This window comes from Streptomyces sp. NPDC059852, assembly GCF_042731455.1.
GTDB lineage: Bacteria > Actinomycetota > Actinomycetes > Streptomycetales > Streptomycetaceae > Streptomyces.
On sequence record NZ_JBHWJK010000002.1, the window covers coordinates 175,506 to 200,043 of the forward strand.

The 24,538-nt window shown below is 72.9% G+C and carries 24 protein-coding genes; 6 read left to right on the forward strand and 18 right to left on the reverse strand.

The window, feature by feature from the left end; genetic code table 11:
* Positions 1–65: 65 nt before the first annotated feature.
* From ACFV46_RS03090 to tsaB, 4 genes are read right to left on the reverse strand one after another with little or no spacing between them, the layout of a single operon-like run.
* Positions 66–344: a hypothetical protein gene (locus tag ACFV46_RS03090; protein ID WP_376729449.1), complete on the reverse strand. Its 279-nt coding sequence runs from the start codon at positions 342–344 to the stop codon at positions 66–68.
* Complete coding sequence (gene tsaD / locus ACFV46_RS03095) at positions 341–1,441, reverse strand: tRNA (adenosine(37)-N6)-threonylcarbamoyltransferase complex transferase subunit TsaD (protein WP_385496847.1); 1,101 nt, start codon at positions 1,439–1,441, stop codon at positions 341–343. Before tsaD ends, ACFV46_RS03090 begins: the two co-directional genes overlap by 4 nt.
* Positions 1,434–1,931: a ribosomal protein S18-alanine N-acetyltransferase gene (gene rimI, locus ACFV46_RS03100; protein ID WP_361925803.1), complete on the reverse strand. Its 498-nt coding sequence runs from the start codon at positions 1,929–1,931 to the stop codon at positions 1,434–1,436. Before rimI ends, tsaD begins: the two co-directional genes overlap by 8 nt.
* A gap of 50 nt (positions 1,932–1,981) precedes the next feature.
* Positions 1,982–2,638, reverse strand: a complete 657-nt coding sequence (gene tsaB, locus ACFV46_RS03105; RefSeq protein WP_283287018.1) for a tRNA (adenosine(37)-N6)-threonylcarbamoyltransferase complex dimerization subunit type 1 TsaB — start codon at positions 2,636–2,638, stop codon at positions 1,982–1,984.
* Positions 2,639–2,749: 111 nt separating this feature from the next.
* On the opposite strand from tsaB, the gene ACFV46_RS03110 reads away from it, so the two are divergent.
* The gene (locus ACFV46_RS03110) at positions 2,750–3,301 is read left to right on the forward strand and encodes a hypothetical protein (protein ID WP_385496848.1); all 552 of its coding nucleotides are present in this window, start codon (positions 2,750–2,752) and stop codon (positions 3,299–3,301) included.
* Between the two features lie 10 nt (positions 3,302–3,311).
* Here ACFV46_RS03110 and ACFV46_RS03115 read toward each other — a convergent pair whose 3' ends face one another.
* The 5 genes from ACFV46_RS03115 to ACFV46_RS03135 form a co-directional block, all read right to left on the reverse strand.
* Positions 3,312–3,488 (reverse strand): hypothetical protein, encoded by a 177-nt coding sequence (locus ACFV46_RS03115; protein ID WP_361925694.1) that lies wholly within the window; start codon positions 3,486–3,488, stop codon positions 3,312–3,314.
* A 147-nt stretch (positions 3,489–3,635) separates the two neighbouring features.
* Positions 3,636–4,148, reverse strand: coding sequence for a tRNA (adenosine(37)-N6)-threonylcarbamoyltransferase complex ATPase subunit type 1 TsaE (tsaE, locus tag ACFV46_RS03120; RefSeq protein ID WP_361925692.1), 513 nt, complete (start codon positions 4,146–4,148; stop codon positions 3,636–3,638).
* Entirely contained in the window at positions 4,114–5,358 is a 1,245-nt protein-coding gene (locus tag ACFV46_RS03125) for an alpha/beta hydrolase (protein WP_361925690.1), read from the reverse strand. The genes tsaE and ACFV46_RS03125 overlap by 35 nt, the downstream gene beginning before the upstream one ends.
* Before the next feature lie 178 nt (positions 5,359–5,536).
* Complete coding sequence (alr, locus tag ACFV46_RS03130; protein ID WP_385496849.1) at positions 5,537–6,703, reverse strand: alanine racemase; 1,167 nt, start codon at positions 6,701–6,703, stop codon at positions 5,537–5,539.
* A 62-nt stretch (positions 6,704–6,765) separates the two neighbouring features.
* Positions 6,766–7,653 carry a L,D-transpeptidase family protein gene (locus ACFV46_RS03135; protein ID WP_361925686.1) on the reverse strand — a complete coding sequence of 296 codons (888 nt, stop codon included), beginning with the start codon at positions 7,651–7,653 and terminating at the stop codon, positions 6,766–6,768.
* Between the two features lie 85 nt (positions 7,654–7,738).
* Between ACFV46_RS03135 and ACFV46_RS03140 the strand changes: the two genes are divergently transcribed.
* On the forward strand, positions 7,739–8,110 hold the full coding sequence (locus ACFV46_RS03140) for a holo-ACP synthase (protein ID WP_361925684.1): 372 nt from the start codon (positions 7,739–7,741) through the stop codon (positions 8,108–8,110).
* 42 nt (positions 8,111–8,152) lie between these two features.
* Positions 8,153–9,589, forward strand: a complete 1,437-nt coding sequence (locus ACFV46_RS03145) for an NAD(P)H-hydrate dehydratase (RefSeq protein WP_385496850.1) — start codon at positions 8,153–8,155, stop codon at positions 9,587–9,589.
* Positions 9,590–9,714: 125 nt separating this feature from the next.
* On the opposite strand, the gene glmS is transcribed toward ACFV46_RS03145, so the two are convergent.
* Positions 9,715–11,562: a glutamine--fructose-6-phosphate transaminase (isomerizing) gene (glmS, locus tag ACFV46_RS03150; RefSeq protein ID WP_376729444.1), complete on the reverse strand. Its 1,848-nt coding sequence runs from the start codon at positions 11,560–11,562 to the stop codon at positions 9,715–9,717.
* Positions 11,563–11,727: 165 nt separating this feature from the next.
* Between glmS and coaA the strand changes: the two genes are divergently transcribed.
* Together coaA and ACFV46_RS03160 are read left to right on the forward strand one after the other, a co-directional pair.
* On the forward strand, positions 11,728–12,717 hold the full coding sequence (coaA, locus tag ACFV46_RS03155) for a type I pantothenate kinase (protein WP_385496851.1): 990 nt from the start codon (positions 11,728–11,730) through the stop codon (positions 12,715–12,717).
* A gap of 16 nt (positions 12,718–12,733) precedes the next feature.
* Complete coding sequence (locus ACFV46_RS03160) at positions 12,734–13,672, forward strand: DUF389 domain-containing protein (RefSeq protein ID WP_361925676.1); 939 nt, start codon at positions 12,734–12,736, stop codon at positions 13,670–13,672.
* Between the two features lie 57 nt (positions 13,673–13,729).
* Here the strand turns inward: ACFV46_RS03160 and glmM are convergent, their stop codons facing one another.
* From glmM to ACFV46_RS03180, 4 genes are all read right to left on the reverse strand, one after another.
* Positions 13,730–15,088 (reverse strand): phosphoglucosamine mutase, encoded by a 1,359-nt coding sequence (gene glmM, locus ACFV46_RS03165; RefSeq protein WP_361925674.1) that lies wholly within the window; start codon positions 15,086–15,088, stop codon positions 13,730–13,732.
* A gap of 236 nt (positions 15,089–15,324) precedes the next feature.
* Positions 15,325–15,837: a 30S ribosomal protein S9 gene (gene rpsI / locus ACFV46_RS03170; RefSeq protein WP_062664011.1), complete on the reverse strand. Its 513-nt coding sequence runs from the start codon at positions 15,835–15,837 to the stop codon at positions 15,325–15,327.
* Between the two features lie 42 nt (positions 15,838–15,879).
* Positions 15,880–16,323 (reverse strand): 50S ribosomal protein L13, encoded by a 444-nt coding sequence (rplM, locus tag ACFV46_RS03175; protein WP_010036634.1) that lies wholly within the window; start codon positions 16,321–16,323, stop codon positions 15,880–15,882.
* Positions 16,324–16,596: 273 nt separating this feature from the next.
* Positions 16,597–17,805, reverse strand: coding sequence for a glycosyltransferase 87 family protein (locus tag ACFV46_RS03180; protein ID WP_385496852.1), 1,209 nt, complete (start codon positions 17,803–17,805; stop codon positions 16,597–16,599).
* A gap of 73 nt (positions 17,806–17,878) precedes the next feature.
* Here ACFV46_RS03180 and ACFV46_RS03185 point away from each other — a divergent pair, with 73 nt between their 5' ends.
* Positions 17,879–18,763: a hypothetical protein gene (locus ACFV46_RS03185; protein WP_361925670.1), complete on the forward strand. Its 885-nt coding sequence runs from the start codon at positions 17,879–17,881 to the stop codon at positions 18,761–18,763.
* Positions 18,764–18,859: 96 nt separating this feature from the next.
* On the opposite strand, the gene ACFV46_RS03190 is transcribed toward ACFV46_RS03185, so the two are convergent.
* From ACFV46_RS03190 to ACFV46_RS03205, 4 genes are all read right to left on the reverse strand, one after another.
* The gene (locus ACFV46_RS03190) at positions 18,860–19,930 is read right to left on the reverse strand and encodes an NlpC/P60 family protein (protein WP_385496853.1); all 1,071 of its coding nucleotides are present in this window, start codon (positions 19,928–19,930) and stop codon (positions 18,860–18,862) included.
* A 17-nt stretch (positions 19,931–19,947) separates the two neighbouring features.
* A complete protein-coding gene (locus ACFV46_RS03195) occupies positions 19,948–20,430 on the reverse strand; it encodes a poly-gamma-glutamate biosynthesis protein PgsC/CapC (RefSeq protein WP_062664017.1) in 483 nt (160 codons plus the stop codon).
* A gap of 72 nt (positions 20,431–20,502) precedes the next feature.
* Positions 20,503–22,245 carry a poly-gamma-glutamate synthase PgsB gene (gene pgsB / locus ACFV46_RS03200; protein WP_385496855.1) on the reverse strand — a complete coding sequence of 581 codons (1,743 nt, stop codon included), beginning with the start codon at positions 22,243–22,245 and terminating at the stop codon, positions 20,503–20,505.
* A 6-nt stretch (positions 22,246–22,251) separates the two neighbouring features.
* Positions 22,252–24,516, reverse strand: a complete 2,265-nt coding sequence (locus tag ACFV46_RS03205) for a HAMP domain-containing protein (protein WP_385496974.1) — start codon at positions 24,514–24,516, stop codon at positions 22,252–22,254.
* Positions 24,517–24,538 lie beyond the last annotated feature (22 nt).

Here is a 24,538-nt window from a genome sequence, read left to right on the forward strand (position 1 = left end):
TGTCCCGGAACATTCGAAACGGAAGACGAAACCTTCGAACCGGGGATCAACCCGGGACGGCTCCCTCAGCCGCCGGACCGGCCGGAACCCTCCGTGCCGAGCGACTCGAACCGCCACCGGTGCACGGCCCGGGTGACCAGCTCGCCGCCGGGTTCCGGAAGTTCCGGGACGTCCGCGTCGGCGTCCGCGTCCCACCAGGTGACGACCAGGACCCGGTCCTGCGGTGCCCGGAAGGTCTCCCGGCGCAGCGGCGGCCGGGGCAGCTCCTGCGCCCGCGCCCAGGCGAGCAGGTCCTCGCCCCGCCCGGGCACCGCCCGCGCCTCCCACATCAGGGCCAGGGTCACGAGTACAGGTTCTCCCTGCCGACCTCGTGCACATGGTCGTGCCCGCTGCCCGGCACATGCGGGTCCGTCACCGGCAGAGAGGAGTCCGCCGACAGGTCCCAGTCGGAGGCCGCCCGGTTGCGCGCGACCATCTCGGCGCCGAGCGCGGCGACCATCGCGCCGTTGTCCGTGCACAACTTCGGCCGGGGCACCCGCAGCCGGATGCCGGCCGCCTCGCAGCGCTCCTGGGCCAGCGCCCGCAACCGGGAGTTGGCGGCCACACCGCCGCCGATCATCAGATGGTCGACGCCCTCGTCCTTGCAGGCCCGTACGGCCTTGCGGGTCAGCACGTCGACGACCGCCTCCTGGAAGGAGGCCGCGACGTCCCGCACCGGCACCTCCTCGCCCGCGGCCCGCTTCGCCTCGATCCAGCGGGCGACGGCGGTCTTCAGACCGGAGAAGGAGAAGTCGTACGCCGGGTCCCGCGGGCCGGTCAGACCGCGCGGGAACGCGATCGCCGCCGGGTCGCCCTCGCGGGCGTAACGGTCGATGACCGGGCCGCCGGGGAAGCCGAGGTTCAGCACGCGGGCGATCTTGTCGAACGCCTCGCCCGCCGCGTCGTCGATGGTCGCGCCCATCGGGCGCACGTCGGAGGTGATGTCGGAGGACAGCAGCAGCGAGGAGTGCCCGCCGGACACCAGCAGCGCCATCGTCGGCTCCGGGAGCGGCCCGTGCTCCAGCTGGTCCACGCAGATGTGCGAGGCGAGGTGGTTGACGCCGTACAGCGGCTTGCCGAGCGCGTAGGCGTACGCCTTGGCCGCCGACACGCCGACCAGCAGCGCGCCCGCGAGGCCGGGACCGGCCGTGACGGCGACGCCGTCGAGGTCGCGGGCGCTGACACCCGCCTCCTTCAGGGCCCGGTCGATCGTCGGAACCATGGCCTCCAGATGGGCCCGGGAGGCGACCTCGGGCACGACACCGCCGAAGCGGGCGTGCTCGTCGACGCTGGAGGCCACGGCGTCGGCGAGCAGGGTGGTGCCGCGGACGATGCCGACGCCGGTCTCGTCGCACGAGGTCTCGATGCCCAGAACGAGGGGTTCGTCCCGCGAGTCAGCCATTGATCTCAGTTCCTTGTACGGAGTCGTCACCCGCGGCGCTGCCGCTGTCGGGCGCTGTGGTCAGTCGCATCACCAGGGCGTCCACGTTCCCCGGCTGGTAGTAGCCGCGCCGGAAGCCGATGGCCTCGAAGCCGAAGCGCTCGTAGAGCTTCTGCGCGCGGACGTTGTCCACCCGGCACTCCAGCATCACCTCGGCGCACTCGAACTCGGTGGCCGCACGGAGCAGTTCGGCCAGCAGCCGCCCGCCGAGGCCGGTCCCCCAGTGGTCGCGGGCGACGGCGATGGTCTGGACGTCGGCCAGGTCGCCGGCGGAGGCGAGCCCGGCGTAGCCGATGAGGCGCCCGTCCTGCTCGGCGACGACGTAGCGGCGGGTGGCCTCGGCCCCGCGGGCGTGGGCCAGCTCGGACCAGAACATGCCCCGGGACCAGGCGTCCTCGGGGAAGAGCTCCTTCTCCAGCTCCAGCACGGGGTCGATGTCCCACCAGCGCATCTCGCGCAGTGCGGGGCCCTCGGCGCCGCCGGGGGCGGTCTCGGGTCCGGTCACTTGGGGGTGACCACCTTGTAGTTCTTGGGGACCTGGGCGTCGGGCCGGCGCAGGTACAGCGGCCGGGGCGCGGGCAGCTCCTCCCCCGCGGCCAGCCGCTCGGCGGCCAGGGCGGCCAGGGCGGCCGCCGACACGTGCTCGGGCTCGTGGGCGCGCGGGAACGTGTCGGGGTAGAGCAGGGCGCCGGCGCCGACGGCGGGCAGTCCGGCCACCTCGGCGGCGATGTCGGCGGGCCGGTCGACGGCCGGGTCGGTCAGCCGGGTGCGCGAGTCCGCGTACCGGGCCCAGTAGACCTCCTTGCGCCGGGCGTCGGTCGCCACGACGAAGGGGCCCTTCTCGATGTCGGCGGCGTAGGCGAGGCCGTCCAGCGTGCACACGCCGTGCACGGGGACGCCGAGGACGAGCCCGAAGGTGTCGGCGGTCATCAGGCCGACCCGCAGCCCCGTGTAGGGGCCGGGGCCGATGCCCACGACGACGCCGGTGACGGCGTCCAGCTCCACACCGGCCTCGGCGAGGACCCGGTCGACGGCCGGGAGCAGCAGCTCGCCGTGCCGGCGCGCGTCCACCTGGCTCGAGGAGGCGATGACGTCCGTGCCGTCGTGCAGCGCGACGGTGACGGCGGGGGTGGCGGTATCCAGAGCGAGCAAGAGCACGCGAACAGCCTACGGCGCCCGGGCCTCCGGAAGCGCCGCCCCGGTCGCGCGGACGGTGACTGCTACGGTCGGCGTGATCACGTTGCGCGAGCGAACGCTGAGGTGGTGACGGTGGCGGGCAGCAGTTCCGGATTCGTCGTGGGCCTGACCGCGGCCGCCCTCGCGGCGGTCGGCCTCCTCACCTTCCAGGCCGCCGCGAACATGCCGCCCGACCTGGGCGAGCGCCCCGACGGCGCGCTCCGCGCGAGCACCTCCGCGGCCGCCCGGGACGACCGCGACCCCGAGGCGCTGCCCGCCCTGTCCGGAACCGGGGAGCGGGTCGTCTACGCCCTGGGCGACGACCGGGTGTGGCTGGTCGGGGACGGCGACAAGGTCAAGCGGACGTTCCGGGTGACCCCCGGATCGGTCGACCCCGCGCCGGGCACCTACACGGTCGGGTCGCGCTCCGGTTCGGTCACCGGGACCGACGGGCTGCCGGTGGAGCACGTGGTGCGGTTCGCGACGGTGGACGACGTGACGATCGGCTTCAGCGCGGCCGTGCCGGGCGGTACCCCCCAGCCGGACCCGGCCACGCGGACGGGCGGCATCCGCGAGTCGCGCGCTGACGGCACCGCCATGTGGGAGTTCGCGACGATCGGCCGCACGGTGGTCGTGGTCCCCTGACCGCTCTCGGTCAGGCCGCCTCGGGCCGCGGCTCGGCGGCCGGGCGGGGCTCGGGCGTTGACGGGGGTGTCGAGACGATCCGCGCGGCGGCGTTGGCCGCCAGCAGGTCGCGCACGGACAGCGGGACGCCATGGGCCGGCGGGTACGGCCGCGCCTCACCGTGGGTCGTGTTCTCCGGTGCCGGCATGGAACGCCTCCTGAGGTCGGGGGCGGGCGTGGTTAGGCACGCCTAACCACGGGCTGGCTACCATGTGACCACGCCCACGACCACGAACGCAACGTTTTCCCGACACGTTGTCGGAACGACTCGCGGCCGGCCCCGGCCCGCAGGGCGTCAGGCGGACAGCACGCTGAGGTCCACGGCCGCCCAGCGCTCGCCGAGCCCGGTCACCGTCACCTGCCGCACCTCGTCGGTGGTGTCGCCGACGGCCCGGTGGATCACGACCTGGAGCCGCTCCTCGGTCAGCTCCTCGACCTTGCCCTCGCCCCACTCCACGACGACGACCGACTCGGGCAGCGAGACGTCCAGGTCGAGGTCCTCCATCTCGTCCAGGCCGCCGGACAGCCGGTAGGCGTCGACGTGCACGAGCGGCGGGCCGTCGCCGAGCGACGGGTGGACCCGGGCGATCACGAAGGTCGGGGACGTCACCGCGCCCCGGACCCCCAGGCCCTCGCCGAGCCCCCGGGTCAGCGTCGTCTTGCCCGCGCCGAGCTCCCCGCTGAGCATCAGGAGGTCGCCGGCGCGCAGCAGCTTGGCGAGTCGCCGGCCGAGCTCCCGCATCTGCTCGGGGGAGGTGACGGTCAGCTGAAGGTCACCCGCGTTGTGCGGTGCTGCTGGTGCTTCCATAGCCACTAACCGTAGCCCCTGCGGGCACGGCGCCCGCGCGGGTGAGCAGGTCCGCGAGGCGGTCGGTGACCACCTCCGGGTGCTCCAGCATGACCAGGTGACCGGCGTCCGGCACCAGCACCAGTTCGGCCTCGGGCAGCAGGTCGGCGATGGCCTCGCTGTGCTCGCTCGGGGTGACCAGGTCGCCGACGCCGGCCAGCACGAGGACCGGCATCTCGGTGAACAGGGCGAGCGCCTCGGTCTTGTCGTGGTCGGCGAACGCCGGGTAGAACTCCGCGACCACGTCGATCGGCGTCCCCTCGATCATCCGCTCGGCGAACCGGGCGATGGCCGGGTCCACGTCCCGCGACGAGAACGAGTACCGCTTGATGATCCCCGCGAACAGGTCGGCGGTTGCCCGCCGCCCCTTCTCCACCAGTTCGGCCCGCTGTCCCAGCGCCTTGAGGACGCCCGGCAGCACACGGCGCACGGCGTTCACCCCCGCGACGGGCAACCCGAAGTTGACCTCGCCGAGCCGCCCGGACGACGTACCGACGAGAGCGGTGGCGACGACGCGCTCGCGGATCAGCTCGGGGTACTGGTCGGCGAGCGCCATCACGGTCATGCCGCCCATGGAGTGCCCGACCAGGACGAGCGGGCCCTCGGGCGCCGCCGCGTCGATGACGGCTTTCAGGTCCCGGCCCAGCTGCTCGATGTCGACGTGCCGGTCCTCCTGCGTCTGGGCGACCCCGCGCCCGGACCGCCCGTGGCTGCGCTGGTCCCAGTGCACGGTGCGCACGACGCCCCGCAGCGCCGCCCGCTGGAAGTGCCAGGAGTCCTGGTTGAGGCAGTAGCCGTGGCTGAAGACGACGGTGACGGGGGCCGGCGCCTTGCGCCCGAACAGCCGGCGCCGGCGAGGGCTGAGCGCGGGCGCGGAGTCGGGGTCGACGTCGTCGACCTCGTAGTACAGCTCGGTGCCGTCGTCGGCGTACGCCTTGCCCGGGGTGCCGCGCAGCGAGCCGTAGGGCCCCGCCGAGTCGAGGGCGAGGCGTGCCCTCTGGCGCATGCCACGGCCCACGGTCATCCGCTCTATGGCGACACCGGCGGCCGCGCCGGCCGCGATCACGCCTATCGCGGCGCCGGCGAGACCGGTCGCCCTGCGCCAGCTCGCGGCCGCCCCCGAGGCGGAGGCGACGGCCGCGACGGCGGCCTCCGCGCTGCTCTCGCTCACGTACCGCTCCTCTTCGCTGGGTCCGGTGCCGGTGTGACGACGGTGGTGGACGGTGCCCGTGGTGCGAGGGGTCCCGCTACGGGGTACCCCTCTCGTTCCTCTTTCACATGAATGTACTCACTGGTAGCAACCGCGTGGCGGCACACACCGCGGTTCCTCCCGGAACCGGCGGCCGCGGCTACCGGCTCTCGTCCACATAGACGCGGGGAACGCGCGCGGAGATGCGCGTGACGACCTCGTACGCGATGGTCCCCGCGGCCTGCGCCCAGTCCTCGGCCGTGGGCTCCCCGCCGTCGCCGGGGCCGAACAGCACGGCCCGCGCGCCCGCCTCGGGCTCGTCCCCGCCGAGGTCGACGACGAACTGGTCCATCGCGACCCGCCCGGCGACCGTCCGCCACTTGCCGCCGACCAGGACCGGCCCGGCGCCCGAGGCGTGCCGTGGGACGCCGTCGGCGTAGCCGAGCGGGACGAGACCGAGGGTGGTCTCGCCCGGGGTGACGTAGTGGTGCCCGTAGCTGACGCCGTGCCCGCCGGGCACCTGCTTGACCAGGGCCAGGGACGCCGAGAGCGTCATCACCGGACGCAGCCCCAGGTCGGCGGCGCTGCCCAGCTCGGGGCTCGGCGAGATGCCGTAGACCGCGATGCCGGTGCGGACCAGGTCGAAGTGGCTCTCGGGGAGCGTGAGCGTGGCCGGCGAGTTCGCGATGTGCCGCACCTCGGGGCGCGCGCCCCGCTCCTCGGCGTACGCGGTCATCTCCCGGAAGCGGTCGAGCTGGGCGGCGATGGAGGGGTGGCCCGGCTCGTCGGCGCAGGCGAAGTGGGACCACAGCCCGGTGATCCGGATCAGTCCGTCGGCCTCGGCGCACAGCGCCTCACGGACCAGCTCGGCCCAGTCGTCCCCGGGCTGGCAGCCGCCCCGCCCGAGACCGGTGTCGGCCTTGAGCTGCACCCGCGCGGGCGTCCCGGCCCGCCGGGCGGCCTCCGTGACCTCGCGCAGCGCCCACATCCCGCTGACGGACACGTCGAGGTCGGCCTCGATCGCCTCCTGCCAGGGCCCGCCGGGCGTCCACAGCCAGCACATCATCCGCACGCCCTGGATCCCGGCGGCCCGCAGCGCGAGGGCCTCCTCGGGGGTCGCCGTGCCCAGCCAGGTCGCCCCGGCCTCCAGCGCGGCGCGGGCACAGGGAAGCGCCCCGTGGCCGTACGCGTCCGCCTTGACGACGGCCATCAGGGCCGCGCCGGGAGCGCGGCCGCGCAGGGTCCGCACGTTGGCCCGCAGGGCGGCCAGGTCGATCTCGGCGCGGGCACGCGCGGGGGCGGTCCGCTGTGGTGCTGTCTCTTTCATGGCGCCCCCAGTGTCTCAGAGGGGCCCGGCGACGCCGTCGCGCCGGACCCCTCGCGCCGGGCTCAGCCCTCCGTGCGGTGGCCCCACACGTAGACGCGGTCGCCGTTCCTCAGCAGCTTCCACAGCGCGCGGGCGTCGTCCAGGCGCAGGTTGACGCAGCCCATGGAGCCGACCTCGGTGAAGATGCTTCCGTAGACGCCGTGGAAGGCCTGGCCGCCGTCGAAGAACTGCGCGTACGGCATGGGGCTGTCGTAGAGCGTCGAGACGTGGTTCTTGTGCCGCCAGTAGATCCGGTGCCATCCGGTGCGGGTGCCGTAGCCCTTGCGTCCGCTGCGCACGGAGACCGGCTGGAAGACGACCTTGCGGCCCGTCTGCACCCAGGCGATCTGCCGGTCGAGGTCCACGCAGGCGACCCGGTACGCCCGTACGGGGCACTTCTTGGCGGCGTTGGGGTTCTTGCGGGCCGACTCCAGCCGCATGGTGGCCCAGGTGACGGGACCCGCGAAGCCGATCGCGGGCTTGATCCCGTGCTTCACCTGGAAGCGCCGGATGGCACGGCAGTCGGCGGGCGACTGCTCGCCGTCCACCGTCCGCCCCAGCCACCGCTCGACCTCGCGCTGGTACGGCCCGTCCTCGTCGCTGCACTTCACGCCGCCGAGGGCGTCCATCGGGGTGACGTACTCGACGAGGTCGTGCGTGGCGTCGGGGGCGGCCTTCGGCTCGACGGCGTCCTCCTCGGCGCTGGGCTCGTACACCTTCGGCGGCAGGGCCTGGTCCGCGGTGTCGGCCGGGGCGAGCTGGAGCATGTCGAGGGGGACACCCGGTACGAGGCCGGCACCGGGTCCGGTGGCCGGGGGCTCGGGGTCCGCCGAGGCGCTGCCCACGGGCAGCAGGGAGGCCGCCGCGAGCATCACGGCGATGCTCCGGCAGGCGATACGTCCGCTGATCATGCGCACAGGGAAGCGTGCCCGCCGGGCCCGGTGGGAGGCGCCGCGCGGCGGGGTCACCCGAAGGAGGAACCGTAATGTGCTCGCCATGAGCATCATCGGGGTCGGCATCGACGTGGCCGAGATCGACAGGTTCGACGCGGCGCTGCGCCGCACGCCGGGCCTGGCCGAACGGCTGTTCCTGGAACGTGAGTTGCTGCTGCCCGGCGGTGAACGCCGGGGCATCGCCTCGCTCGCCGCGCGCTTCGCCGCCAAGGAGGCGCTCGCGAAGGCGCTCGGCGCACCGGCGGGCCTGCTGTGGACCGACGCCGAGGTCTACGTCGAGGACAGCGGGCGGCCCCGGCTGCGGGTGCGCGGCACGGTGGCGGCACGCGCGGCCGAACTCGGCGTCCGGTCCTGGCACGTGTCCCTCAGCCATGACGCCGGGGTCGCCTCGGCGGTGGTGATCGCCGAGGGCTGATTCGATGGGCCGGGCGCGGCCCGGTGCGTCAGACTCGGTCGTATGCGGACTGCTTACGGCGTGGAGACGGTGAGGGCGGCCGAACGGGAGCTGATGGCACGGCTCCCCGAGGGCGCGCTGATGCAGCGGGCGGCGGCCGGACTCGCCGCGGCCTGCGCGGACCTGCTGGGCCGGGTGTACGGCCGCCGGATCGTGCTGCTGGCCGGCAGCGGCGACAACGGCGGTGACGCCCTGTACGCCGGCGCCCGGCTGGCCCGGCGCGGGGCGGGTGTCACGGCGGTGCTGCTCTCCCCGGAGCGGGCGCACCCCGGCGGCCTGGCCGCGCTCCACAAGGCGGGCGGCCGCAGCGCGGGGGCCGACGCGGGCGGGGAGTTGGTCGAGCGCGCCGACCTCGTCGTGGACGGCATCGTCGGGATCGGCGGCAAGGGCGGGCTGCGCCCGGAGGCGGCGGCGCTCGCGCACGCGGCGCGGCGGGCCCGGGTGCCGGTGGTCGCGGTGGACCTGCCGAGCGGTGTGGACGCCGACACGGGCGAGGTGCGGGGGACGGCGATGCGGGCGGACCTCACCGTCACGTTCGGCACGCACAAGCCGGGACTGCTGATCGACCCGGCCCGCGAACACGCCGGTGTGGTGCGACTCGTGGACATCGGGCTGGCGCTGCCGCACGACGCGGTGGAGCTGGAGGCACTGCAACACGCGGACGTGGCACGGCTGTTGCCGGTGCCGGCGGCGGAGTCCGACAAGTACCGCCGGGGCGTGGTCGGCATCGCGGCCGGTTCGGCGCGCTATCCGGGGGCCGCCGTGCTCGCGGTGTCGGGGGCGCTGCGCGGCGGGGCCGGCGCGGTGCGGTACGTCGGCCCGGCCGGGGACGCGGTGATCACCCGGTTCCCGGAGACGCTGGTGTCGGACCGGGGGCCGCGGAAGGCCGGGCGGGTCCAGGCGTGGGTGGTCGGGCCGGGCGCCGGGGACGACGCGGCGACGGTCGCGGAGGTTCTGTCGACGGACGTGCCGGTGCTGATCGACGCCGACGGGCTGCGGCTGGCGGACCCGGAGGCGGTACGGGCGCGGACGGCGCCGACGCTGATGACCCCGCACGCCGGGGAGGCGGCGGCGCTGCTCGGCGTCACCCGTGAGGAGGTCGAGGCGGCCCGGCTGACGTCGGTCCGGGAGCTGGCCGCGCGCTACACGGCGACCGTCCTGCTGAAGGGGTCCACGACCCTGGTGGCCGGCGCCGGGGGCACCGGCCCGGTCCGGGTGAACCCCACGGGCACCTCCTGGCTGGCCACGGCCGGCAGCGGCGACGTCCTGTCGGGCCTCACCGGCTCCCTCCTGGCGGCGGGCCTCGCCCCGCTGGACGCGGCGAGCGCCGGGGCCTATCTGCACGGCCTGTCGGCCCGGTTCGCGGCGGACGGCGCCCCGCTGGCCGCCCACGACGTGGCGGAGGGCATCCCGCAGGCGTGGCGGGACGTGACGGGATGACGGGGTGAGCGGACGGCGGCGACGGCCATGAGTTCGGTCCCGACGCCCCTCCCCCGCAGGCCGGAGGCGACCATGGTGTCGAGGTAGGCAGCGGGCGGCCCCGCGCGCCGGAGGGTTTCCGCCGCCTACTCCACCGTCACCGACTTCGCCAGGTTGCGCGGCTGGTCCACCTCGTTGCCGCGGGCCGTGGCCAGTTCGCAGGCGAAGACCTGCAGGGGGACCGTCGCCACCAGCGGCTGGAGCAGGGTCGGGGTGGCCGGGATGCGGATGAGGTGGTCGGCGTACGGCACGACCGCCTCGTCGCCCTCCTCCGCGATGACGATGGTGCGCGCGCCCCGCGCCCGGATCTCCTGGATGTTGGAGACGATCTTGTCGTGCAGGACCGACCGGCCCCGCGGCGACGGCACGACCACGACGACGGGCAGGTCGTCCTCGATCAGCGCGATCGGCCCGTGCTTCAGCTCGCCCGCCGCGAAGCCCTCGGCGTGCATGTAGGCGAGCTCCTTCAGCTTCAGGGCGCCTTCGAGGGCGACCGGGTAGCCCACGTGCCGGCCGAGGAACAGCACCGTGTTCTTCGCGGCGAGGCTCCGTGCCAGCTCCCGCACCGGTTCCATGGTCTCCAGCACCCGGTCGACCGCGCCGGCGATCTGCGAGAGGTCCCGGATGACCGCCCGGATCTCGTCGCCCCACTTGGTGCCCCGCACCTGTCCCAGGTACAGCGCCACCAGGTAGCAGGCGACCAGCTGCGTCAGGAACGCCTTCGTCGAGGCGACCGCGACCTCCGGCCCGGCGTGCGTGTACAGCACGGCGTCCGACTCGCGCGGAATCGTCGACCCGTTGGTGTTGCAGATCGCCAGCACCCGGGCGCCCTGCTCGCGGGCGTGCCGCAGCGCCATGAGGGTGTCCATGGTCTCGCCGGACTGGGAGATGGCGACGACCAGGGTCTGCTGGTCCATGATCGGGTCCCGGTACCGGAACTCGCTCGCCAGCTCCACCTCGCACGGGATGCGCGTCCAGTGCTCGATGGCGTACTTGGCGATGAGCCCGGCGTGGAAGGCCGTGCCGCAGGCGACGATGACGACCTTGTCGACCTCGCGCAGCTCGGAGGCGCTGATCCGCACCTCGTCCAGCCGGAGCGAGCCGCTCGCGTCGATGCGCCCCAGCAGGGTGTCGGCGACCGCCTTGGGCTGCTCGGCGATCTCCTTGAGCATGAAGTAGTCGTAGCCGCCCTTCTCCGCGGCGGCGGCGTCCCAGTCGACCCGGTAGGGCCGCACGTCGGCGGGCCGCCCGTCGAACCCGGTGACCCGCACCCCGTCCCGGCGCAGCTCCACGACCTGGTCCTGGCCCAGCTCGATCGCCGACCGGGTGTGGGCGATGAACGCCGCGACGTCCGACGCGAGGAACGCCTCGCCCTCGCCGACGCCCACCACGAGCGGTGAGTTGCGCCGGGCGCCCACCACGACGTCCGGCTCGTCGGCGTGCACGGCGACCAGCGTGAAGGCGCCCTCCAGCCGGCGGCACACCAGCCGCATGGCCTCGGCGAGGTCGGCCGTCGCCGAGAACTCCTCGGCGAGCAGATGGGCGACCACCTCGGTGTCGGTCTCGGAGGCCAGGTCGTGTCCGCGCTCGGTCAGCTCGGCGCGCAGACCGGCGAAGTTCTCGATGATGCCGTTGTGGACGACGGCGACCCGTCCGGCGTTGTCGAGGTGCGGGTGGGCGTTGGCGTCCGTGGGCCCGCCATGGGTGGCCCAGCGGGTGTGCCCGATGCCCGTGGTGCCCGTCGGCAGCGGCCGCTCCGTCAGCTCCTTCTCCAGGTTGACGAGCTTGCCGGCTTTCTTCCCGGCCGCCAGCCCGCCGTCCGCGAGCACGGCGACCCCGGCCGAGTCGTACCCCCGGTACTCCAGCCGCTTCAGTCCGGCCATCACGATGTCGAGCGCCGGCTGCGACCCCACGTATCCCACGATTCCGCACATGCGCGGCAGCCTACGGCCGAAGACGGAGCGCAAAGGGCCGAATCGTGCCCGATTTCGGAAATTCCTACGGTGGTACGAACGCTCCCGGCGGCCGGACGCAGCCGGATCGGCGCCGAGTGACGGATCCCACCCTGCCGTCCGTTCGTACTGCCGTAACAATGGACTGTGATCTCTCCGGTCTCCTCGATCCCCCGGAGCGCCCACCGGCAGCGGCCGGAGGCGACTCCCTACGTGGACCTCACCCGCTCGGAGTGGAGCGCGCTGCGCGACAAGACCCCGCTGCCGCTCACGGCGGAGGAGGTCGAGAAGCTGCGCGGTCTCGGTGACGTCATCGACCTCGACGAGGTGCGGGACATCTACCTCCCGCTCTCCCGCCTGCTCAATCTCTACATCGGTGCCACCGACGGCCTGCGCGGCGCGCTGAACACCTTTCTCGGGGAGCAGGGCTCCCAGGCCGGCACGCCCTTCGTGATAGGGGTCGCCGGCTCGGTCGCGGTGGGCAAGTCCACCGTGGCCCGTCTGCTCCAGGCGCTGCTGTCGCGCTGGCCCGAGCACCCGCGCGTCGAACTGGTCACCACCGACGGCTTCCTGCTGCCCACCCGGGAGCTGCAGGCGCGCGGCCTGATGTCCCGCAAGGGGTTCCCCGAGTCGTACGACCGGCGGGCGCTCACCCGTTTCGTCGCCGACATCAAGGCGGGCAAGGACGAGGTCACCGCCCCCGTCTACTCGCACCTGATCTACGACATCGTCCCGGACAAGCGGCTCACCGTGCGCCGGCCCGACATCCTGATCGTCGAGGGCCTGAACGTGCTCCAGCCCGCCCTGCCGGGCAAGGACGGCCGCACCCGCGTCGGTCTCGCCGACTACTTCGACTTCAGCGTGTACGTCGACGCCCGCGCGGAGGACATCGAGAGCTGGTACCTCCACCGCTTCAAGCGCCTGCGCGAGACGGCCTTCCAGAACCCGTCCTCGTACTTCCGCAAGTACACCCAGGTGTCCGAGGAGGAGGCCCTGGACTACGCCCGGACGATGTGGCGGACCATCAACAAGCCGAACCTGGTGGAGAACATCGCCCCCACCCGCGGCCGTGCCACCCTCGTCGTCCGCAAGGGCCCCGACCACAAGGTGCAGCGCCTGAGTCTGCGCAAGCTGTGACGGCTACGCTGCCCCCATGCTCCACCTCCGGTTGATCTCGCCTCCCGAACGGACCGATGACGTGGTCCGGCTGATCGAGCGGACGGTGGGGACGGCCCATCTCGTCGTCCTGTCCGGCGCTGCCCGCGACCCCGCCGGTGACCTCGTCCTGTGCGACGTGGCGCGGGAGTCGGGCGACGCGCTCCTCACCGGGCTCCAGCGTCTGGGGATCGAGGACGACGGGTCCATCGCCGTGGAGAACATCGACCTGTCGCTGTCCCGGCGGGCCGAACAGGCCGAGAAGGACGCGCCCGGCGAAGCCGCGGACGCGGTGCTGTGGGACCACCTGACGGAGGCCACGCACGAGGAGTCGACGCTGTCCGCCACCTATCTGGCGTTCATCACGCTCGCCACCATGATCGCCGCCTGCGGTGTGGTGCTGGACAACGCGGTGCTGATCGTCGGGGCGATGGCGGTCGGCCCGGAGTTCGGACCACTGGCCGGGATCTCCACGGCGATGGTGCGGCGCCGGCCCCGGCTGGCCCTGCGCTCGCTGATCGCGCTCATCTCCGGTTTCGTCGTCGCGATGGCGGTGACCGTCGGCTTCAGCTGGTTCATGGACGCGCTGGGACTGTTCTCCGAACGGCAGTTGGAGGCCGACCGGCCCAACACGGCCTTCGTCTACGCCCCCGACTGGTTCTCGTTCATCGTGGCGGTCCTCGCGGGGATCGCCGGAACCCTCTCGCTGACCTCGGCCAAGTCCGGCGCCCTGGTGGGCGTCGCCATCTCGGTGACGACGGTGCCGGCCGCCGCCAACGCGGCCGTCGCCCTCAGCTACGGCGACACCCGGCAGACCTGGGGCTCCTCGGAACAGCTCCTGCTCAACCTGCTGGGCATCGTCCTCGCGGGCACGCTCACACTGCTGCTCCAGCGGTGGTTCTGGTCCCGTCAGCCGCGCAAGGTCAACGCCGTCTGAGAGCGGGGACCGCACGGCGCCTCACGCCACGCGGTCCACCGCCTCCCTGACGGGGTGTCAGCCGAGCGCGGACTTCACCACGTCGGCCAGGCGGCCGGCCACGGACCGGGCCTGCTCGATGTCGGCCGCCTCGACCATCACGCGGACCAGCGGTTCGGTGCCCGAGGGGCGCAGCAACACCCGTCCGGTGGCGCCGAGTTCACGCTCGGCGTCGGTGACGGCCGCCGCGAGCTCCGCCGACGTCCTGACCCGCGACTTGTCCACGTCGGGAACGTTGATCAGCACCTGCGGCAGCCGGTCCATGACGCCGGCCAGTTCCCGCAGCGAGCGCCCGGTCTGCGCGACGCGGGCGGCGAGCAGCAGGCCGGTCAGCGTGCCGTCGCCGGTGGTGGCGTGGTCGAGGATGATGACGTGCCCGGACTGCTCGCCGCCGAGGGCGTAGCCGTGCTCCTTCATCTCCTCCAGCACATACCGGTCGCCGACGGACGTCTGCACCAGCTTCAGGCCCTCGCGCTCCAGCGCCAGTTTGAAGCCCAGGTTGGACATCACGGTCGCCACCACGGTGTCGGACCGCAGCACGGACCGCTCCCGCATGGCGAGGGCCAGCACGGCGAGGATCTGGTCGCCGTCGACCTCGTCACCGGTGTGGTCCACGGCCAGGCAGCGGTCGGCGTCGCCGTCGTGCGCGACCCCGAGGTCGGCGCCGTGCTCGAGGACCGCGGCCTTCAGCTTGTCCAGGTGGGTGGAGCCGCAGCCGTCGTTGATGTTGAGCCCGTCCGGCTCGGCCCCGATGGTGACGACCTCGGCGCCGGCCCGCCGGAACGCCTCCGGCGACACACCGGCCGCCGCGCCGTGCGCCTCGTCGAGGACGATCTTCAGGCCCTCCAGGCGGTTGGGCAGCACGCCGAGGAGGTGCCCGACGTAGTCGTCGAAGCCCTGGTCGTAGTCGCGCACCCGGCCGACGCCCGCGCCCGTCGGCCGCTCCCACGGCTCGCCGTGCCGGTGGGAGTCGTACACCGACTCGATCCTGTCCTCCAGTTCGTCGGCGAGCTTGTGGCCGCCGCGGGCGAAGAACTTGATCCCGTTGTCGGGCATGGCGTTGTGGCTGGCGGAGAGCATGACACCGAGGTCGGCGCCGAGCGAGCCCGTGAGATACGCCACCGCGGGCGTCGGCAGCACACCGACACGCAGGACGTCCACGCCGGCGCTCGCGAGGCCGGCGACCACGGCCGCCTCCAGGAACTCCCCGGACGCGCGCGGGTCCCTCCCGACCACCGCGGTCGGCCGGTGGCCTTCAAAGGTGCCCGCCTCGGCCAGTACGTGCGCCGCCGCCACGGAGAGACCGAGAGCCATCTCGGCCGTCAGATCCGCGTTGGCGACACCCCGCACGCCGTCCGTGCCGAAGAGTCGTCCCACTTGTCCTCCTGAGGAAACTTCACTACCGGGAAGCGGAGCCGGCGCCCGCCCTGCCGCCTGCCGCCGGTGGCTCCCGCTTCCAGGCATTCCATGCCTGGGCACCGGATCACACAAGCCTTTGAACGTCTTGTGCCGTTATACGCCCGCGCCCGGTGATAAGACGAACGCCCCGGTGGCACAGTGGCGTGCCGCCGGGGCGTTCGGAGTACCGGAGTACGTGCAGAGGCAGCTGGCGCTTAGCGCTTGCTGTACTGCGGGGCCTTGCGGGCCTTCTTGAGACCGGCCTTCTTGCGCTCGACCGCACGGTCGTCGCGCTTGAGGAAGCCGGCCTTCTTCAGCGGGCCGCGGTTGTTGTCGACGTCGGCCTCGTTCAGCGCGCGGGCGACACCGAGACGGAGCGCACCGGCCTGACCGGAGACACCGCCACCCGAGATGCGGGCGACGACGTCGTAACGACCTTCGAGCTCGAGCACCTTGAAGGGCTCGTTGACTTCCTGCTGGTGCACCTTGTTCGGGAAGTAGTCCTCGAGGGTGCGACCGTTGATCTTCCACTTGCCGGTGCCCGGGACGATCCGGACACGGGCGATGGCGTTCTTGCGACGGCCCAGGCCGGCGGCCGGCTGGGGCTCACCGAAGCGCGAGGCGAGGGACTCGGAGGTGTACTCGCCCTCCACCGGAACCTCGGACTCGGTGGTGTAGCTGTCGATGTCAAGCTCTTCGAGCGGCTGCTCGGCAGTGGTCTCGGCCACGATTCTCCTCAGATTCTCTTCAGTCTTAGGGGGTGGCCGGACTTACTGCGCGACCTGGGTGATCTCGTACGGCTGCGGCTGCTGCGCGCCGTGCGGGTGCTGGTCACCCTTGTAGACCTTCAGCTTCGAGAGCATCTGACGGCCCAGCGTGTTCTTGGGGAGCATGCCCTTGACGGCCTTTTCGATGGCCTTCTCGGGGTTCTTGTCGAGGAGCTCGTCGTAACGGACGGAGCGCAGACCACCCGGGTAGCCGGAGTGGCGGTACGCCATCTTCTGGGTCCGCTTGTTGCCGGAGAGGTGCACCTTGTCGGCGTTGATGATGATGACGAAGTCACCAGCGTCGACGTGCGGCGCGTAGATCGGCTTGTGCTTGCCCCGGAGGAGCGTCGCGGCAGTGGTGGCGAGACGACCCAGGACGACGTCCTGAGCGTCGATGACGTGCCACTGGCGCGTCACATCGCCGGGCTTGGGGCTGTACGTACGCACGGTTCGTAGCCTTCGCTTCGAGTGAATGGTCCTGAACAGGTCACCGAAACGATCACGACAGCCTGAGCCACTGCGGCGACGCATACCGCGTACGTGGGGTTGCTGGTCATCGGCCCGGTGGACCGGTGTAAGGGCCCGTCCCGTGAGAATGAGCAAGCCAATACACAACGAACATGCAGGATACCTGCGGCGCCCCAGCCGGGTCAAAACGGGTTGCCCACGGCCGGCGTCGCTGTTCCGGGTCCAGAGTAGACGACCCCCGGGGCCCGCCCGTCACACGCCGGACACGCTGCTCGGCGCCGCGGCCCCCCGCGAGGGCGGGACGGGCACGGCCGGCGCCCCCTTGCCGCCCGCCCGCCGCCAGGAGTGCAGTCCCACCGTCACCGCGAGGGCACACAGCGTCACGGCGTCCCGGAAGGCCCGCCGCTCCCCCGCCTCCAGATAGGGCCAGGTCACACCGGGCAGCTGCGGCACCAGGGCCATCCAGAACCAGACCGAGCGGGTCACCGACGCCGCGTACGGCAGCCCGGCCAGCAGCAGCGGCACCGGGACCAGCAGATAGTGGTCGTACGACGGCCGGGAGACCAGGAACGCCGAGAGCATCAGCAGCGCCCCGGTCTCCGCGTACCGCAGCGGGCCCTCTTCGCCGCGCCAGCGCCGGTGGGCGCACACCAGCCCCGCCGCGGCCAGCGCGAACGCCAGCGCCCCGGCCAGTGCGCCGGGCACCCCCAGCCGGGGCAGCACGGCCGCCGGGGACGCCTCGTAGAGCCGGACGAACCGGTCGTCTCCGCTGAGCAGGAATGGCACGGTCCGGGTGAAGAACCCGGCGGGGTCCGGCAGTGCCAGGGCCGCGCCGGCCGAGGCCGCCACCGGCACGGCGACCAGCACGCCCAGGGCCCGCCACCGCCGGGCGAACACGAACAGCAGACCCATCGGCGCGAGCAGCGGCTTCAGCGCCACCGCCGCCCCGAGCACCACCGCCGCGGCCACCCACCGTCCGCGCCCGGCGAGCAGCAGCGCCAGGGGCAGGGCCAGGGCCGCGGTCGCCGTCCAGTTGCCCAGCCAGACGAGATGGGCGAAGGGGGCGAAGCCCGCCGCGAGCGCGAGCAGGCCGAGGGCCGCGAAGCGGCTGCGCAGGGGGACGCCGTGCAGCCGCAGCGCGCAGATCCAGCCGCCCACCAGGCACCCGGTCACCACGAGGGGCGCCAGCACGCACAGCACGTCCCGCTCCACCAGCACCTGCGGGGCGGCGGCCAGCACCGCGCTCGGCAGATAGAGGAAGTGGGGGTCGTCATACGGCGAGCCCCCGTCCAGCCACGCCTTCGCCGCCCGTACGACGATGGCGTTGTCCATCCCTCCGCGCGAGGTCAGCCGGGCCGTGCGCGCCACGAGGGCCCCCAGCACGGCGCCCAGCGCGACCCACAGCGGCCAGGACGCCCGTCGTACCAACCACCCGGAGATGTCGCTTTTGCGCTCGCTCACCCTCTGAACGCTAGGTGCCGAAGGGCCCTTTGGGGCGGACCGGCACACCCGACGTCCGTCTAAGATGCGCCCCATGAGCTACGGGCAGCAGGGGGGACCCCCGTCCCAGTGGGATCCCTGGAAACCGCATTCCCAGCAGCCGTGGAGCGGCGGCACCGACCAGACCCCGGACTGGGCGGCGCTGGCCGAGGCGTCGGAGACCCGCAACAAGCGGCGCCGGATGCTGTTCATCGGCGGTGGCGCACTGGCCACCGTCGCCATCGGCGCGGCCGTCGCCGTGGCGGTGGTGTCGGCGAACGGGGACAACTCAGCGTCCGGCAAACCGGCTTCCGGCCTGCCCTCGACGGCCGACCTGCCGGGCGAGTCGGCGGCCGTCCCGTCGTTCGCGCCCACCAGCGCGCCGCCGCCGCTGGACCCGAAGGACTTCGTCGCCGGCAAGGACAAGGACACGGCCCCGCTCGGCGCCCAGATCCTCTTCCCCGGCACCCAGCTGACCATGGGGGAGACGGTCTACAAGAAGGGCGCGACGGACGACACGAAGAACTGTTCCGCCGCCACCAAGGGCGGGCTGCCGAAGCTCCTCGCCGAGGGCGGCTGCACCCGCTTCATGCGGGTCTCCTACGTCAAGGACGGCATCGCGGTGACCGTCGGCGTGGCCGTCTTCGACACCGAGGCGAAGGCCCAGAAGGTCAAGGGCAAGGTCGACACCAAGAAGGACATCGTCCGCTCGCTGTCCGGCAAGGGCGTCAAGGACTTCTGCACCGCGGCGGTCTGCCGCTCGACCGCCAACTCCTACGGCCGGTACGCCTACTTCACGATCACGGGCTTCACCAACGGCCGGAACATGACGGACAAGGACACCGCCGCCTTCAAGGCCGGTGACGACCTCGCCGAGTTCACGTTCCGTCAGATCCGCCGGCGCGGCGAGGCCCAGGCGTCGGCGGCGGCCGGCGAGTGACCGGCCGCCCCTTCGGCGGTCTCCACCGGGCCGGGGACCCCGGCCCGGCCTAGGGGTGTCTTGTCGATGAGCCCGGCCTGATCGGCAAGACGCCCCCTAGAGCCGCTTGGCGCTGCGCAGCGTCTTGGCGTAGTAGCCGTTGCCGTCGAGCCGGGACACACCGCCGACGTCGCCGATGGTGGGCCCGTTGACCTCCTCGCGGCTGGACACGAAGATCAGGTGTCCCTCGGTGTCGTGGCCGAGGACCATGCCGACGTGGTCCAGACGCTCGCCGGTGCGGGTGTCCAGCTTGAAGAAGACCAGGTCGCCCGGCTGGAGCTGGTCGATCGCGGAGGGCCGGTCCTTCGCGGAGATGCCGGTGAGCGGCAGGATGTCGACGCCGACCTTGGAGCGGGCCATGCCGTTGGCGGTGCGGGGCAGGCCGTCGCCGGAGGTGTCGGACGACATCAGGGGGAAGCGGGCCCGGTAGCCCAGCACCATGCGGATGAAGCCCGAGCAGTCGATGGACTTGGCGCGCATCGCCTCCGGCTGCCCGACGGTGCCGTCCCGGAACGGGTAGGGCACCTGGAGGTAGTCGTAGAAGTCGGACTGCTCCAGACGCAGGTCGCCGCCTTCGGCACCGGTAGTGTTCAGCGGCCCGAAGTTGGCGTCACCGGCGTAGGCGACGCCCTGCTCGTCCTTCTTCTCCGGGGCGCCCGCCACGTACTGGAAGGCGAACGCGAAGACGTCGTCCTCCTTGCTGTCCTTGTACTCGGCGTACCAGTCCTTGAACCACTTCTTCTTCTCGGCGCCCTTGGTCCACTTCTCCGGCATCAGCCGCACCCAGTCCGTGGTGCTGACCTTGGACGCGGTGGAGGCGGGCTCCTGGAAGGTGCGGGCCGGGCCGGTCAGCGTCGCCATGCGCGCGCCGTCCGTGAAGACGGCCTTGATCTGGCCGTCGTCGCCGCGCAGCACCGACCGTGCCGGGTTCTCCAGCCGCGACCAGGTCGTCCTGCCTTCAGTGGCCCCCGTGCTGCGGCCGCCCTCCAGGACGCCGACGTTGCGCACCTCGGTGATGCCGGGGTCCTCCTGCTTGCGCAGCTCCACCGTGAGGTAGCCGGAGGTGCCGACCAGCGCCAGCAGCACCAGGCCGGTGACGACGGGCCTCGACTTCTTCTTCCCTGCCATCGATTGCTCCTCGGATCTCAGACGGTCGGCATGACGCCGAGCAGCAGGCCGGCGGCGACGACGATGTAGGCCATGAGGGACACCGTTCCGGTGGCCAGCAGCGTGGCCCCCTTGGGCTGGCGCACCATCTGGTAGGCGACCAGGCCCGGCACGATGAAGCCGAGCGTCTGGTTGCCGTAGAGCAGCGGGAACTCCAGCGAGAGCACGATCATCACCGTGGCCTGGAGGAGTACGCCGAGCAGCACCACCGCGGCGAACAGCCGCTTGCCGTAGAGGATCACCAGCCGCTGCATGATCTTGGTGCCGCCGTAGGTGAGGGCGGTGACGCCGACCACCATGGCCGCGCGCTGGAGGTCCTCGATGAGGGTGAGCGCGATCCAGCCGGGGGTGATCATTCCGCCGGGCGACAGATTGGTCGTGAGATAGCACAGCAGCGAGAAGAACAGGCCGATGGCGATGCCCAGGGCGGCCATCTCGGGGGTCAGGGCGGCGGTGGTCAACGGGGTCTCCGGACAGAGGGGTGCGGGTTCGTGGGCGGGGCGGGCGGCCTGCGCGGCAGCCGCCCCGCGGGGTCAGGCGCGCGGGGGGTGTCCGCCGTCGCCGGCCGGCGGGCGCGGTGGCCTGCCCTGGTGCTCGTCGGGGTGCGGCTGCCGCGGTGCCCGGCCCGTGCCGTAGGGCTGCCCGGGGTGCCCGTCGGGGCCGGTGCCCTGCGGCGGCTGCGGACGCGCGGGCTGGTGCGGTGCGCGCGGCCGGCGCACCGGCGGGGCCTGGAACCAGCCGGACGCCTGCGACTCGGGCGCGGGCTCCGCGCCGGGGCCGGGCTGCGGCTGCGGATGTGCCGGCTGCTGTCCGTACGGTGCCGCAGCCGGGCCGTGTCCGCCCTGCGGCGGGTACCCGCCGTCCCGTGCGCCCCAGCCGTCGGCCTGCCGCTGACCGGGCGCGCCGGCGTAGGCCGCCGCGGTGTCGCCGTACGACGCCGTCGGCTGCTGCGGGATGCGGACGACCGGGATCTCCTGGGTCTGCGAGGCCTGGTACCGCTCCTCGTAGGCCGTCGGGTAGGAGGCGTACGGGTCGAGGCGCTGGGCCTGCTGCGGTGCGCTGACCACCGCCTCCGGGGCCTCCTCCACCGCGCTCTCGTCGGCGGGGAGCTCGGCCAGGTACTCCAGCAGCTCCTCGCCCTGTCCGTGGATGTTGCCGATGGCGACCAGGGAGGAGCCGTCGGCCATCCGGCCCAGCAGGGTCGGCATGAACTCGTCCGCCGAGCGCCGCTCGCCGCCGAGGTCGACCGCGCGGTCGCGCCAGTCGGCGGGGATGGCGTCGATGGCGCTCTTGGACGGGTGGCCGATGACGAAGACGTTGTCCGGCTGCAGGTCCGGGATGATCTCGCCCATCTGCCCGTTGCGCTCCACCCGGTCCGGGCGGCAGTTGATCACGACGTTCAGCGGGCGGCGGATCGCGCCGAGGTCGAGCAGCTGGTTGATGTTCATCAGCGTCGACTCGGGGTCGTTCGCCGCGAACACGTTGGCGAAGGCGAGCCGCTTGCCGTCGGGGGCGACATAGCGCTCCACGGAGAGCACGCCCGGGTCCGGCGGGGCGTCGTACATGCCCTGCAGCGCGACCTTGCGCTCGACGCCCAGCAGTTCCGCGACGACCAGGGCGATCGCCACGTTCTCCTTGAAGGTGAACCAGCTGAAGCCGCGCAGCTCCTCGTCGCTGACGGTCTCCGGGTCGGCGTAGACCAGCTTGCAGTTCCGGGCGTCCGCCTCCTCCTGGAGGATGTGGAAGCGCTCCTTCTCGGCGGTGACGCAGATGCCGTTCTCCGGCATGGAGCGGCACAGCGAACGCGCCACGTCGTCCAGGGTCGGGCCCATCTCGGCGAGGTGGTCCTCGCGGACGTTGCACAGCACGCCGATCGTCGAGCGGATCAGCTTGCTCTGGTTGACCTCCTGGAGCGCCGGCATGACCGCCATGCACTCGATGACGAGGGCGTCGGGACGGTAGGTGGCGGCCCGGCGGACGATGCCGATCTGCTCGACGACGTTGGCGATGCCGAACTTGCGGTAGACCGGCTCCTCCGTGGCGTCCGGGTGGATGAAGCGGGCCGCGGTGCCCGTCGTCTTGGCCACGGTGACCAGGTCACCGCCGCGCAGGGCGCCCGCGCACAGCCGGGTGATGGAGGACTTGCCGCGGATGCCGTTGACCAGCACCCGCGAGGGGATGGTGTGCAGGGCGGCGTAGTGCCTGCGCTGCTCGATGATGCCGGCGACCAGCAGGGAGACCCCGCCGATCAGCAGCACGAAGTAGAGGTAGAGCACGTCCGGTCACCTTCCTCCGGCGCCGAGCCGGGGCTCGGCACTCCGGCGCGCCTGGTTCTGCCTGCGGGCCTGCAACTGCTGGCGGACCAGTTCGAGGCTGCGGACGACGGCCCCCACCTCGTCGTGGTAGCGGGGGTACAGCACGGTCTTGAGGTCGCCGTCGGCCAGCTTCTCGGCGCTGGTCGCGAGGGCGCGCAGCGGCCGGACCACGACCAGGTGGATCCAGCCCAGGCAGACCACGATCAGGGCGAGTCCGAGCAGCCCGGCGAGCACGCTGCGGTCCTCGCGCTCGTACGCGGCGATCTCGAAGTGCTTGGCGTTCTGCCAGCTCACGACGGTCCAGCCGATGTCGGAGGCCACACCGCCGCCGGAGAACGGCGCCGCCGCGGCGACGGTGACGGAGCGGCCCTCGCGGATGAGCAGCCCGTTCTCCACGGGGCCGGCGCCGACCTTGACGCCGCCGGCCCGTACGAGGTCGGTGAGGGCGTCGCGCGGCAGGTCCTCGAAGGCGAGGAAGCCGTCGCTGGCGGCGATGGTCTCGGCCTTGGCGTCGACGACCCGGACCTCGCCGAGGCCCGGCCGGGCCAGCAGCGAGTTCAAAAACTCGACGCGGATCTCACCGACGAGTGTCATGCCCTTGTGGTCCGGGACGGCGGCCGCGGCCTGGACGACGGGCTTCTTGCCGCCCTCGCCGGTCACCCGGATGAGCTGGGCGTCCTCGCCCTTGGTCTCCTCGTCGCCGCCCCAGCCGGCGTGCGGTTCGGCGCCGGCGCGCGCGACGACCTCGCCGCCCCGGTCGATGACGTACAGGGAGCTGTAGCGGGTGTGCTCGCGCAGGGCGCCGGACAGCACACCGGAGGCGGCGCCGGGGTCGGCCGGGTCGATCAGCCGGGTCATGGACACGAGGTCGGCCTGGGCCTCGTTCAGCGCCCGGCGGACCCGGTCGGCGACCAGGTCGGTGCGGTCGCGCTGGTCGTTGACCATGGTGCTGGGCACGCTGACCGAGGCGTCCGTGCGGTTGAGCAGGAGGCCCACCGGGACGCACCACAGCAGGAGCAGGACGGCGGTCAGCGCGAGCGGGACCCGCAGCCCGAACCGGCCGCGACGGGGGGTGCGCTGGGTCGAGGGCTCCACGTCCCCGCCGGCCAGCTGCGCGCGCAGCCGCTCCAGGGCGGCGCCGACCCGGGCGGCCTCGCCCCAGCGGGGCACGGCGACGGGCCGCGTCAGATCGCCGCGGGCGAGCCGGCGGGACTCCAGGAAGAGGGCGAGCAGGGGGCGCTGCACGGCCCGCCAGAGCAGGGCGGCCGCGAGCAGGCCGACGACGACGAGCACGCCCGCCGCGATCAGCCCGTACAGCTCCCGCTCCTGACCGGCGGTCTCCTCCTGCACGACGGGCAGCATGGCCACGACGGTCAGGCCGAGGCCCGCGCCGACGCTCTTGCGCTGCTCGGGGTCCGCGGAGGCGAGGGAGGCGTAGCCGGCGGTGGCGATCCGGCCGTTGAAGGAGTCGCCGAGCAGGGTCCCGCTGACACCGGGGTAGCCGCGGGAGCCGGGCTCCTTCGCGCTCACCGGGTCCTGCTCGGTCTCCTTGGCGGCCTCCTCGGAGAGGCGGCTCATCTGCTTCTGGAGGAAGGTCAGCTCGTCGCGCTCGGCGTCCGAGTTCAGCGCCTCGGCCTGCTCGAAACCGGCCGTGGCGAGGACCTCGCCGCCCCGGGCCACGACCGCCATGGAGCGGAACGGGCCCAGGTTGATGGCGGGCACGGACAGGCTGTTGGAGGCGATCAGGAGCTGCTGCGGGCGGTCCTTCCAGTCGAGGAGCGCCATGGTCATCAGCCGGACGTCGCCGGTCCTCAGCCGGACCATGCGCGGGGTGAGGGCGTTCCTCCCCTGGAGCACGTCCTTGTCCAGCCAGCCCAGAGGAATCGTTTCTCCTCTGGCGGCGAGCACCTTGCCGCTCTCCAGGTCGAGGACCGTGGTGCCGGTCCACTTCTGGTACGCGTCGCTCAGGTCCGACAGCACCCGCTCCGGGTCCGCGGACTTGCCGGCGTTCAGCGTGGCCGCGGTGCGGTTCAGGTCGGTGACCCGCTCGTCGATCGACGCGCGTAGGGCGATGGCGCCGTCCTCCGCGAAGTGCTGCTGGGAGCCCAGCACCGCCTTCGGCACGACGGGGTCGCCGCCCGGGCCCAGCACCTTCGCGGTCAGCCCGGCCAGGGCGACGATCAGCAGGCACAGCAGCGCGATCGGCGGTCGCACGCCGCCCAGCAGCGGCATGTCCGCCCGTCTGCGCATGCGC

Coding starts and splice junctions, on each gene's coding strand:
- tsaD (WP_385496847.1), bottom strand. CDS start 1,441: ATGGCTGACTCGCGGGACGAACCCCTCGTTCTGGGCATCGAGACCTCG.
- rimI (WP_361925803.1), bottom strand. CDS start 1,931: ATGCGCTGGTGGGACATCGACCCCGTGCTGGAGCTGGAGAAGGAGCTC.
- ACFV46_RS03115 (WP_361925694.1), bottom strand. CDS start 3,488: ATGCCGGCACCGGAGAACACGACCCACGGTGAGGCGCGGCCGTACCCG.
- tsaE (WP_361925692.1), bottom strand. CDS start 4,148: ATGGAAGCACCAGCAGCACCGCACAACGCGGGTGACCTTCAGCTGACC.
- alr (WP_385496849.1), bottom strand. CDS start 6,703: ATGAAAGAGACAGCACCACAGCGGACCGCCCCCGCGCGTGCCCGCGCC.
- ACFV46_RS03135 (WP_361925686.1), bottom strand. CDS start 7,653: ATGATCAGCGGACGTATCGCCTGCCGGAGCATCGCCGTGATGCTCGCG.
- ACFV46_RS03140 (WP_361925684.1), top strand. CDS start 7,739: ATGAGCATCATCGGGGTCGGCATCGACGTGGCCGAGATCGACAGGTTC.
- ACFV46_RS03145 (WP_385496850.1), top strand. CDS start 8,153: ATGCGGACTGCTTACGGCGTGGAGACGGTGAGGGCGGCCGAACGGGAG.
- glmS (WP_376729444.1), bottom strand. CDS start 11,562: ATGTGCGGAATCGTGGGATACGTGGGGTCGCAGCCGGCGCTCGACATC.
- ACFV46_RS03160 (WP_361925676.1), top strand. CDS start 12,734: ATGCTCCACCTCCGGTTGATCTCGCCTCCCGAACGGACCGATGACGTG.
- ACFV46_RS03185 (WP_361925670.1), top strand. CDS start 17,879: ATGAGCTACGGGCAGCAGGGGGGACCCCCGTCCCAGTGGGATCCCTGG.
- ACFV46_RS03190 (WP_385496853.1), bottom strand. CDS start 19,930: ATGGCAGGGAAGAAGAAGTCGAGGCCCGTCGTCACCGGCCTGGTGCTG.
- ACFV46_RS03205 (WP_385496974.1), bottom strand. CDS start 24,516: ATGCCGCTGCTGGGCGGCGTGCGACCGCCGATCGCGCTGCTGTGCCTG.